6 protein-coding genes are annotated in these 12493 nt (G+C 43.1%); 3 read left to right on the top strand and 3 right to left on the bottom strand.

Going from position 1 to position 12493, the window contains the following annotated elements; all coding sequences use genetic code 11:
- The first annotated feature begins 103 nt into the window (after window positions 1-103).
- Together ACP26M_RS22015 and ACP26M_RS22020 are read left to right on the top strand one after the other, a co-directional pair.
- Window positions 104-2800, top strand: a complete 2697-nt coding sequence (locus ACP26M_RS22015) for an outer membrane beta-barrel protein (protein ID WP_426583321.1) — start codon at window positions 104-106, stop codon at window positions 2798-2800.
- 248 nt (window positions 2801-3048) lie between these two features.
- On the top strand, window positions 3049-4527 hold the full coding sequence (locus tag ACP26M_RS22020) for a PA14 domain-containing protein (RefSeq protein ID WP_426583323.1): 1479 nt from the start codon (window positions 3049-3051) through the stop codon (window positions 4525-4527).
- 156 nt (window positions 4528-4683) lie between these two features.
- On the opposite strand, the gene ACP26M_RS22025 is transcribed toward ACP26M_RS22020, so the two are convergent.
- Complete coding sequence (locus ACP26M_RS22025; RefSeq protein WP_426583325.1) at window positions 4684-7638, bottom strand: outer membrane beta-barrel protein; 2955 nt, start codon at window positions 7636-7638, stop codon at window positions 4684-4686.
- 436 nt (window positions 7639-8074) lie between these two features.
- On the opposite strand from ACP26M_RS22025, the gene ACP26M_RS22030 reads away from it, so the two are divergent.
- The gene (locus ACP26M_RS22030) at window positions 8075-8347 is read left to right on the top strand and encodes a hypothetical protein (RefSeq protein ID WP_090532667.1); all 273 of its coding nucleotides are present in this window, start codon (window positions 8075-8077) and stop codon (window positions 8345-8347) included.
- A gap of 135 nt (window positions 8348-8482) precedes the next feature.
- Here ACP26M_RS22030 and ACP26M_RS22035 read toward each other — a convergent pair whose 3' ends face one another.
- Together ACP26M_RS22035 and ACP26M_RS22040 are read right to left on the bottom strand one after the other, a co-directional pair.
- Entirely contained in the window at window positions 8483-11125 is a 2643-nt protein-coding gene (locus ACP26M_RS22035) for a zinc-dependent metalloprotease (RefSeq protein ID WP_426583327.1), read from the bottom strand.
- Between the two features lie 96 nt (window positions 11126-11221).
- Entirely contained in the window at window positions 11222-12472 is a 1251-nt protein-coding gene (locus ACP26M_RS22040; protein WP_354485218.1) for an aspartyl protease family protein, read from the bottom strand.
- Between the last annotated feature and the right edge of the window lie 21 nt (window positions 12473-12493).

Raw genomic sequence — 12493 nt, forward strand, 5'->3', positions numbered from 1 at the left:
TAAACCCTATAACTACCTCATGATTTAAGTCTCCTATTTACCACGGCCCTACATCACCTATAACACAATTTAATTAACCTTACCTGTCTGCACCTAAACCTGGATGAAAACCATCTTTCTTTCATTAATACTGTTATGCCTGTTTTCCGGGGCCTTTGCCCAAAAGGCCACAATAAAAGGGAAGGTCACCGATTCCCTGAATAAGCAAGCTCTTGAATTGAGTACCGTCGCCGTTGTCGACCTGAAAGATACCTCGCTTATAGCTTACACCCTCAGTAAAAAGAACGGGGATTTTGAATTACAGCGACTCCCTGTTGATAAGCAGGTACGCCTGGTTATTTCCTATGCCGGGTATCAAAACTATATCCATAATTTTAATTTTAAAAAAGGCGATATAGTTGATCTGGGCAATGTTACCCTCAGCAGTAAGATGCTTAAAGAGGTGGTGGTACGTGCAGAGCGGGTGCCAGTCAAAGTAAAAAAAGACACCATTGAATTTGATGCTGCCGCTTTCAAAACCCGCCCCAATGCCGCCCTTGAAGAATTGCTTAAAAAGCTTCCCGGCGTACAAATAGATGGCGACGGAACTATTACCGTTAACGGGAAACAGGTAAGCAAACTGTTGATTGATGGCAAGCAGTTTTTTGGCTCGGACCCTAAGATCGCTACCAAAAACCTTGACGCGGCCATTGTTGCACAGGTTCAGGTTTATGACGACCGGGAAAACGATCCCGATCATTTGGTAAGTGAAACCCAGGTGCAGAAGATCATTAACATCAAACTTAAAAAGGCCATTAAAAAAAGCGTTTTCGGTAAGGTATTCGGAGGTGTGGGTTCGCGCGACAGGTACGAGGCCGGCGGATTGTTCAATATGTTTCGGGATACGCTGCAGGTAAGCCTCATTGGGTTAAGCAATAACCTTAATCATACAGCTTTCTCTCGCGATGAGCTTAATGCCGAGGGTGGTTTTGACCGCAGCGGGGGTAACACATCCTTTAACGGCGGCCGAAACTGGGGCGGCGGCATTGAAAAAATTACGTCCGGAGGGTTTAACCTTAACCAAAACTATGGCGAAAAGCTAAAGCTTAACCTGCAATATTTTTATACACAGCGGAACAACAAAATTGAATCAGCCAATTTTCAGCAGCAGTTTCTGAAGGATACAACGCTGTTAACCCGTGCTTCAAGCAGCAGGTATGCAAACAATCATACGCACACTATAAGCGGACTTGTGGAGTGGAAGCCTGATACTATCCGGAACCTGCGCTATAATCCGTCATTAAGTTATAATTCTAATAATAGCAGATCCTCGTCGTTGGGCAATACTTCAAATAATTTTGATATGCCAGTGAATAAATCGGTATCAGGCTCTGTGGGCGACTGGCATTCAACGCAATTTAACCAAAGCTTTTATTTTCATAAACGATCTAAGAACAAAAGCAAGGAGTCGTTCACTATCTCGCATAACCTCAGCATTAGCCCTAATCATAACAACAATTTCAATAATAATGATGTAGTTAATTATCAACGCCCGGAATTATCAGATAGCTTGCATAGGTTATCTACCCGCACATCAAACAATGCTTCGGGCAATCTCGATTTTAGTTACCGATACCCGCTAACCAAAAAGCTTATTGTTGATGTTATCACATCGGGCATATATAATAAAACCAGCGACCAGGTCTTTACCTTCGACCGTAAAACAGGCGGCTTTGATTCGCTGCTCACTAATCAAAGCTCCGACCTTAAACGGGATCTGTGGACCGAGAATATTAAACCGGGGATCACTTATCAGCTTAATAAAAACGCACAAATCATCGCCGGGCTTAACACTCAATGGCAGCAGATCAATAACAATTTCGCGACCAGCAGGCTTGTTCAAAATTATTTTTTCCTGTTGCCAACAATCCGTATCGAAGCTTATGGAATATTCTTGAGTTATGAGCGCCGTGTTAACCAGCCGGGGGTATCAAACCTGCAGCCTATTACTATTGTTTATAGTCCGTTGTACAGCTACACCGGTAATCCAAATTTGAGGCCCGGCATAAGCAATACCTATTACTTTAATTTTTTCAAATACTTTAATAACAGTCAGCTGGGTATTTACTCGTACGGCAACATTTCTTTGCAAAAAAGCATGGCAATTACACAGCAAACCATTCGCTCAGACGGGGTGCAAAATAGTACCACCGTTAACCGCGATGGCAGGCCGAGCTATAATTTTTCAGTTGGTGTCTCTAAAGGGTTCAAAAAGATAAAAGACTGGCAGCTCGGCACATCAGCTAATTTTTACGGCAACTATTACCAAAACCTTAATTTGCTGAATAATGTGGAAGGCTGGCAAAATACTGTTGCATACGGATTGCGTGAAAATATTAATGTTAACTGGAAAGATGTGATTGACCTGAATACCGGCGTTGGTTTTAACCAATCGAACTCCAAATATCAATACGACGATTTCAGGAGTATCAGGGTAGCTACCTACAATATAAGCAACAGCCTGGTGGTAAGGTTTCCTAAAAAAATCATCTGGGAAACCAGGCAGGATTTTAATTATAACAGCCAGGTTGCGGCAGGCTTTAAAAAAGGAGTTAACGTAGTGAGCTCGTCCCTGGCCCTGCAAATGCTTAAAAAAGACCGGGGAGAACTTAAACTTTCCGTTTATGATCTCTTTAATCAAAACGTGAGCGTGTACCGTTACATTAACACCAATTCGGTTAACGATGTGCAAAACAATACATTGAAGCGATATTTCCTGGTTACTTACAGTGTCAAGTTCAATAAGCTAAGCACTAAATAAATGTCGAAGAAAAAATAAAGGAACTGTATTAAGCTATATAGCCTCTAATAATTCAAGTAATTAAACAGGGTTAATAATCAGCGAATTAAGCTTTAGGCTTTGTGCATTCTGCTTTTAGCTATGTAAAAAGAGCCAACCGCTGTTTTTTGCCTGCTTTGTGTAACTATCCTTACTAAGGTATAGTCTTACCAGTAATCAAAGCCTCCCCCATTATGAAAACCAGGACCTACCTTTTTCTATCCATTACTATGGCAGTAATAGTTAGCTTGTCAGGACGCGCTGAGGCGCAGGACCTGCCTGGTAAACGCGATTCCATCAATTCGGTTATATTAAATGAGAAACGCGTTATTCAGGTAATATTGCCCGATGGTTATAAAGCCGGTTCGGCAACCAAATATGATGTATTGTACATCATTGACGACTGGAATATAAAATTAGGGCGCGATATCCAGCATTTTATTTTTGATGAGCACACCATGCCGCCAATGATAATTGTCGGGCTACTGAATGTTGACCGTGATAGAGATTTTTTGCCGACCCATAATAACGGAAATAAAACATCGGGCGGGGCTGACAAATTTCTAAAGTTTTTTAAAGAGGAGCTGATCCCTTATATTGATAAAACCTATCCTTCTGATGGTGATAATACCCTTTTCGGCCACTCTTTCGGCGGCGTGTTTGTTACTTATGCTTTACTGAACGAGCCGCAGCTCTTCAGCAATTATATTGCCGGCGACCCAAGTTATTGGTGGGATAATGGCGTGATGCTTAAGCAGGTTAAAGAGAAGCTGCCTGCGCTTGCAGGTAAGGGTAAGGCGCTTTATATCGGCGGGCGTGAAGGACAGGGCATGAAGGAGATGAACATAAACGCAATGGATAGCCTGCTGAAAAAAGATGCCCCGAAGGGTTTTGAGTGGGTGGTTAAAGCGTATCCAAAGGAATCGCACGGGACCGTGAGGTTGAAAAATATGTATGATGGTTTAAGGTTTGCTTATAATGACTATGGCGGTAAGCCGCTGGAGTTTCACCCATCCCGCGGCATTGTGCTAAAGAATAAGCCCATAAAGATCTGGTATTTTAATGATACCACAAAAGTGCATTATACATTCGATGGCTCGCAGCCATTGGTTACATCGCCGTTTGCAAAACCCGAAATAGAATTATCCGGCCCTGCAAAAGTTACCTTGAGGCAGATTGCCAGCCGTCCTAAATTTGACAAGAGCACCAGCGGTGATTTCAGGGAGGGCACTTACCTGCCCGCAAAACCACTCAGGAACAACTACAAGCCCGGCGGTTTTCATTACGCCTATTATGAAGGCCAGTGGGATAAACTGCCCGACTTTAAGGCGTTAAAACCGGTTAAAGAAGGTACAGCCGACAGTACTTTTGATATCAATAAACTTCCCCGGCAAAACAATTTCGGCGTAGTGATGGTTGGGCAATTTGAAGCTAAACAGGACGGTTATTATATTTTTGGATTGGGATCAGATGATGGCTGCAAAGTATACCTGAATGACAAGCTGATCATTGACCTTGATGGTTTGCACGATGCCGATATACAACGGTCATACATTGCTCCTCTAAAAAAGGGATTTTATCCCCTTCGGATAGAATACTTTCAAAAAGAAGGTGGCCGTAAGCTTGATTTTGTGTACGTAACCCCCGATAATATCGCTAAAAAGAAGATCTCGCCAATTCCCTACGCATTGCAGTATGGGCCCAGATAGGTTACTTACCGTAGAGGCTATTTAAAAACAACAGTTTTTGAATGTAGAGACGCATAATTGCGTCTCCCGCCTGCAATTTACGGTAGCTAAGACGCTTTTGAAAATCGCTTGTCCTGCGGAAGACGCAATTATGCGTCTCTAAAAAAATATTATCCCTTAGAAAGAACCCGGACCGCCCGGGCCACCTCCTCCTGGACCACCGCCCGGTCCACCAGGTCCACCGCCATCGCGATTAAACCTGCGCTGGCCGGGTTGCTGATCTGGGGCCTTGCCTGCAAACTTTTGTAAACGAAGTGTGAATGTTAGCAAGTAGTAACGCCCAAGCCTATTTACGGTAGATTGCGTAGTTATATTGCCATTTACAACCGATGTATAACCTGTGTTTTGGTTGAAAAGATCATATGCTGCTAAGCGGATAGTTGCGCGGTGATCTTTCAAAAAGCGGCGTTCAACGTAAGTATTCAGAATGTTAGGGTTTTTAATACCAAGACTTGGATCATAACCATAATTTACAGTACGGGTAAAGTCATAGCTCAGGGTCCAGTCTTTCCAGAAATAATTTTTGCCGGCCAGCCCTAAATTTAACGTGCGGAAGTTTGAGCTGCCATCAATAAGCGTACTATGGATAGAGTTGGTTGTTTTATTGATGCCATAGCTGCTGCTTGCCTCCGCATCAATAACATCAACAATATTTACCCTGAATTTTAAACCCGGGGTAAAGTTGAGATTTTTGGCTATATTTTTTAATGGAGCGGCTGATGCGGCAACGTTATTGCTATCGATGCTATTTGAGAATGCCACACCATTGGTGTAAGTTAAAGCGCTATTAAATTGCAGGGTAAATTTACGTTGGGCCCATGGTTTGGCGTATACCACATTGGCAGTGCCCGAATAGTAACCATCCGCATTTAAATAGTTGGTAAGATTGGTGCCCTCAAAGCTTTTTAGCGATGGATCTGCTGCTAACACCGCCTTACTAAATTTGCGGGGATAAGAAATAGTGTTTTGTACTATTTTATTTTGCGTTGCGGTAAAGTTGAAATTGGTAAAGAAAATATTGCCGGTTTGGAAACTGAAATTGTTATATCTCAAAGAAAAATTATTGGCAAGTTCCGGCTTCAGGTTAGGGTTACCCTGCACCGGGTAAAGCGCATTTGTGAAGTCAATAACAGGTTGCAGCTGGTTAAATGTAGGCTGGTTGCTTGATCCGTTATACAGGAAGTTTAAAGCTTTTCCCCTCGAAAAATTATAGCTGAAACGAGCGGTTGGGATCACGTTAAACGTGGTTACGTGCGTAGCCGAATCGTTTTTAAGATTGAGGCCGTTTAATGCGGCCGGTTGTACGCCAATGCCTAAAGTAACGTTGTATTTCTTTTCGATAAAACGGTAGTTCAGGCCAACGCGGTTGGTGGTAAAGTTGTATTTATAGTTATTGCTCAACCTGTCGTAATGGTCGTAAGTATTGGCGGTACTCAGCGTATCGGTTTCCCTGTCGCTGGTGGTGTTTGAGCGGTTAAATGCATAATTAAGCTCCAAATACCCTCTTTTACTTATTGGCTCCAGATATGAAATGTTTGTACCAAAGCTGGTTACGCGGCTATCGGTATAGGTTTGCTGATTGGCAGGCGCCTGGCGGGGTGCTCCATCGGCATAATCATAAGTCGGATTATCGAACTGCGATGTTTTTGATGTATTAGCGCTGATGTTAATGCTTAAGTTGCGGCCATGCCCGTTGAAGCGGTGGTTATACAAGGCGTTAATGCCATAGCTTGGTGTTGTGCCATCAGTGTGCGACAATGAAGTATATGATGGATGTGCTATTCCATCAATAGTTGTTGATAAGGATTCGTTAGCATCAGTATTAGTGCTCGAGTAGGTGAAGTTTGGTACAACTTTTAAGTAATTAATGGTATCGGGTTTCCACTCAAGGTTAAAGTTAAAGCGATGATTAATGGGATTATCTGTTTGATCGCTTTTTTGCGTACTTATACTTGGCGACTGAACGTTGTTGGTTTGGATAGATGAGCTAATGGTGTTGATAGTATTATCAGTATAGCTGTAACTTCCGTAAACAGAGAGTGTTTTACCCCACTGGTCGCGAAAGTTGGCACCGATGGCATGCGCATTGGTGATACCGTTTGCGCTGGTTGTGGAGCTGCTTGAGCCACGCAATGCATTGCCCCTGCCGCCACCGCCTCCCCCGAAACCACCTCCGCCGCCACCAGTGGCGCTGCCATAGGTAAATGTATTTACGTTGGTATTGTTAATGGTACCCAATACGGCTATCTGCTGTTCGTTGTTGAAGTTAAAAAATTTCAGATCGCCTATATAACGATTGGCATTGGTTATGCCCGGGGCTTTAGGTAAAAAATCCTCGCCGTCGCCTGCTGTGGCTTGTCCAAAATAGCCATGGTTTTTATCCTTACGGATGGTGATGTTCAGGATCTTGTCCGGTTCGCCGGTTTTGATGCCGGTAAGATTGGCCTGGTCGCCGTAATCGTCAATTACCTGGATACTTTCAACCACATCGGCAGGCAGGTTCTTGGTTGCGGTTTTAACATCTCCGCCAAAAAAATCCTTTCCGTTAACCCTTACTTTGGTCACAGACTTGCCTTGCGCGGTTACGTTGCCGTCTTTATCCACATCAACGCCCGGCAGTTTTTTTAACACATCTTCAACGGGGGCATTTTCGCGTACAGGATATGCGCTTACTTTATATTCGGTAGTATCCTCTTTTAATATCACCGGGTTAACACCTACAATGGTCACCTGGCTAAGCATATTGGTTTCGGTTTTTAAAACTATAGCGCCAAGATCAACCGGTTGGGTGCCGGCATCAAGCGAGTAATGTTTTTTAATTGCGGTGAAACCGATTGATGAAATGGTAAGGGTTAGTTTGTTGCCCTTTACTACCGGGAACGAAAATTTACCTGCAGCATCGGCAATGGCTATGGTGCTATCCCCGGCATTTGAAACCAGTTTAACACTACTTCCGGGTAAGGAAAGCTTAGTGGAATCAACGACAGTTCCCTTTACCTCCCGCCCTGTTTGAGCGTAGGAACCAAAGGCAAATAAAAGGGTAAAACTTAAAATAAGAAATAGGGGTTTCATAAACGTTTTTTCGGCGTGCAATTATTGTTTTTTTGTGTATATAGACGTAATTGAACTGCAAATGTTCAACTTAAAATCTGCTAAAAGCCCTATCAATATATTATTGTTACACATTAGGCCTGTAATTGCTTATCAATCATATTATTGTTACAAATTATTACGCAAAAAAGGCCGGGGTCTCCGGCCTTGTGGTGTTATAAAGATCAGTCAGTCAATTATAAGCGGCGGGTTGTGCTAAGTGAGTTCCGTTTGGAGGTCTTAAGGTTTATTACGAATATGTGAATAATTAGTTTCAATATTTGTTGCAGCAAATACCAAATAATGCTATTGATGCGTTAATAATCCACACAAGAAATAAACTATTGTTTAAAATGAATTTATATGATAGTAACATTGTGGCATGAAATTTCGTTATACTTAAACCAAACATTAACCTATGAACAATATTAGAAACTCGCTGCATTCAAAAGTGCACAAATGGATTGATACGATCGGTTTTAGGCTGAATACATCACAAACAAACAGCAAAAGTCAGGTTACAACCAATCATTATTTTTTTGAAACCTTTAATTTTTTCGAAAAATCGAAGAAAAACAGGCCCGAGTTAACAAAATTTTTATGCTTTGATGCTTACGGCGAAAAAATAAACGTTAAGTCGCTGCTTGATTTGCAGATTGCTTTTTTTGAAAATATAAGCCAGCTTAAATAGGCAAAGGGCTTTTTACACCCTGCCGCATAATTATTTTAAGTCATCAGCATTTTGTTAAAACAAATCCATCAAATAAAAATCCCACCCTACAAATAGGGCAGGATTTTAAGAAGGATTTTTAAGGGGTGTGCCAGATTAGTTTTCAACATTGGTACGTGGCCAGCAGTTCATACTTCCTGTTTTTTCATTCAGTATATCCTGGTTGGTGGTGTTTATACCCCTAACCATTCCCCCTGCAATATTTACAACCGGCCTTGTCGGATTAAGGGCTTCCTTTATCCTGAGGTGAAGGTCGGCATAATGAGCTGCTGTTATTGCATCGCCGCCTTTTGGCAGGCCGGTATCAATTTTCTTTAATTCGGCGCGTACCATAGGCCTGATATCAGACAAAGCGATGTTGATCGGTGTAAAGCCCCAGCTTGCCAGCTGCGCGCTTGATATACCCGGGAATGCAAAGCTTGCATCTGTATTTAACAGGTTCTTCAGGTTTTCGATATACCCCCTTTGCAGGTTGCGCTGGTAGCCGTCGGGTTTGGTTGTGCCGAATATGCCTGTATGTAAATCGGTTAATAACTGCGCAACGGTATAGGCATTAGCGCCGTTTTTGGCCTCATTGTCATACATCCGCGCCAGCCTTGAAGGGTTTAGCTCATTGCCCAGCAATGAAACCTGCATGGCTTTAATACGGTTTATCATAACACCGTTATCAAACTTGGCCAATTCGGCTTTGTTAATCAGCCATAACGGGGTTGTGTATAATTGCTGGTTTAAAAATAAAGCGGCTTCGCGCTGGCGTTCCTTGCTCACAAAATCATAAACCGCGCCTTTTTGATCATATGTTTTAAAGTTTTCGTTCATGCCGCCAATGTTGGTGGTAACATGCCCCATGTAACGGTAATACTGACCTAAAACTTCATTATATAATTCATTAAGGTCGGCATAGTCCTCATCTTTTTTGTACGTCCATTTTTCGAGGTTTGGCAAAATCCGTTTCAGGTTGGCAATACCATAGGCGCTGGCTTTCATGGCATTATCACCCAAATCTTCATTTTGCAGGCGCGGATCGATAGTGGTGCCCTGGCGACCGAAATAATAAATCGGGTTACCGGCATTCTTGTTGGTCCACACGGCTAATGTTTCTTTTTCCTGCTCCGGCGTTTTATTGCCGGGGAACCAGGTATAACCCCATTTTATTGCCCAGTTATCGTACTCGCCAATTTGCGGGTACAGATGCGTAACGCCATCGCCGGGTTGGGCTATGTAGTTAAAGCGGGCATAATCCATAATGGAAGGTGCTGTACCATGTTTATCGGTGAAGGTTTTTGAGCGTAGTGAATCAACAGGGTAAGCGTAGCTTGAGCCAAAGTTGTGTGGCAATCCTAAAGTATGCCCAACTTCATGCGATGATACAAAACGGATCAGCTCGCCCATTTGATCGTCAGCAAATTGCGCGTGGCGGGCTTTGGGGTTTACCGCTGCTGTTTGGATCAGGTACCAATCGCGCAATAGCTGCATCACGTTATGGTACCAGCCAACATGGCTTTCCAGGATCTCGCCGCTGCGTGGATCGGCCACGTGGGGGCCATAGGCGTTTTCTACATCCGATGCAAAATACCTGATCACGCTATAGCGGGCATCTTCGGTGCTAAACTGTGGGTCCTGTTTTGCTGTTGGAGCTTCTTTAGCGGTTATGGCATTTTTAAAACCGGCAGCTTCAAACGCTTTTTGCCAGTCGTTTACGCCCTGTATTAAATAAGGCACCCATTTTTTAGGTGTAGCAGGGTCAATATAAAACACAATTTGCTTTTTAGGTTCAACCAGTTCGCCTTTTGCATAAGCAATTGGGTCTTTAGGCTCTAACTTCCAGCGGTGAATGTAGGCGGTAACCAGGGCTTTTTGAGCATTGGTGCCGTAATCTGTTTGGCGCTGGCCAAAAAAGCCTACGCGCGGGTCCATGATCCGGGCTTTCATCGGGACTTTGGGCAGTAAAAGCATGGAAGTGTTCAACTCAAATGTAATCGCTGCATTACTGTTGTCAGTTGGCGACTCGCCGGCCCGGTAGGTTTTTAGTGTGCGCGCCTCAATATTTATTGGGAAGCTTTTAATGGTGTCGATATAGGAACGTGAATTATCAACCCCCATGGTTTTATAAGCCTTTTTGATATCATCAGACAAACCAATAGCGGCAATATCACCGTTGTAAAAATCGGTAACATCAATTAAAACCCCGGTAGTATCTTTATTAAAGGCTTTTACCTCAAAGGAGGCCAGTATAGCATCAAGGTTTGAGTTTTTAACCGATTGGTACATATCACTGGTGCTATCGGCACGCAACGAATAGCTGGGCACCCGGATAAATACCTGCTTATCGTGCTTTTCCCATTTCCAAACCTGGTTGTTAATTTCTTCGCCGCCATATTGCTGGCCAAATGTTTTGAGGCCGCCCGGTGTTTTTACAAAACGGGTAACCACAAGCATCTCGCGGTTAATTAATGAATCGGGTATTTCGTAGTAATATTTGCCATCAACTTTGTAAGTATTAAAAAGGCCGCTATCAGCCTTTGTTTTAGCGGGGATAAGGTCGCTAAACTTTTTAATACCTTCTTTTTTGGGGGTTCCGGTTGTTGCTGTCGCAACGGTTCCGCCGGGTGTGGTAGTGGTTTTTAGGGTAAGGCTTTGGTTTGCAGCTTGCTTCCTGGCAGCGCAAGAGCCCGCCAAAACCGCAAGTGCCAATACTGAGCCGCGTAAATAAATACCCGGCAACGGATGTCTTTTCATTTATTAAAAATAGTTTAAACCGTAAACTTATATAAAAAACAGGGCTTTTTTAGCCACAAATTGTTTTATCAATAATAATTTTACAGGTATTATTAATTATATCCTGCGTTTTAATGTCAGTACAACTTTATCAACCCGTTTGTCATGGTATACCTCAAGCAGCAGGCTTCTATCATCCTTTGATTTGAATATTTCATCAATATCCTGGAGGTTCATTCTTGAAACAGGTTTAAAATTTACCGATACGATCTCGTCGTCGCGTTCAAGGCCAATTTCATCGGCTGCCGAACCCGGTTCTACGCGGCTGATAACGATCCTGTCGAGGTGGTCGCCCGCGGCATAATACTCAAGGCCGCTCATGTCATGCTCAAACGGATCATTATAGGTTGGGCCGGGTTTTAAATACATGGCACTATCCGGATAATCAAGAATAACGGTAAATCGCTTTAAGATCCCGACGCCGAGGTTTCCATCGCGCTTCACCGACAGATTGGTTTGGTTATTGCTGTCATCAGGAAATGAAGCTATTACCCTTTTCATCCTGAATTTTCCTAAACTAAATTCGTCCATCCGACTTATAAAGCCGTTTATGGGTCCGTTTAGGCCGATGCCAAGGTTGGCCGAAGCAATAAATTTTTGCGGGAGGCCATAGGTTTTGATATAACGTTCAATTGATACCGGGTGCCCGGCGCCAAGGTCAACAACCAGCTTGGTTTTAATAGGTGCTATGCCTGGCATTATAACCCGCGCATCCACATAGGCTTTCCTGTCTTCGACAGACATGGGGATCTTATTCGCTTTTCTGAAAGGTTTAAGGTCTTTAGGCCGGCAAACGGTAACTACGCTGTCCTGGAAACTGATCTTTACGGCAAGGTTGTTAAAAAACTCGTAACCCAGCAAGCCATGAATGGGCATGCCCGCGTAACCCGAAAGGTTAAAAAGATCTTTTTTTAATATGGCAGCCGCAACATCATAACTAACCAGCCCCGGTATGGCAACATCTAAGGTTGAGGTTACATAAGCTTCAGAATCCTCCCCTTCGCCAAGCCCCGGGATTTTTAATGTACGTTTATTAGGAATACTGATAGAATCGACTAATTTAGGATCGGTTATGATCATGAGGCCTACGCCGGTATCCAATATAAAGTTAAAGGGCCCTTTGTGGTTGATCTTAAGTTGAATGATCATCAGGTTTCGTTCCAGCTTAAACGGGATATTCACCTTTTTTTTATGTACATCAAGATCAAAGTACTGGGCCCGGGCTGTGGTTATAAGGCAAAATGTTAACACAAATGCCAGCCACAATGCTCCCGGATGGCGTATTTTATAATATAGCTTGTGTAACAAAGTGGTTATAGTTGGTATATT

The organism is Mucilaginibacter sp. R-33, from assembly GCF_049949235.1.
Lineage (GTDB): Bacteria > Bacteroidota > Bacteroidia > Sphingobacteriales > Sphingobacteriaceae > Mucilaginibacter.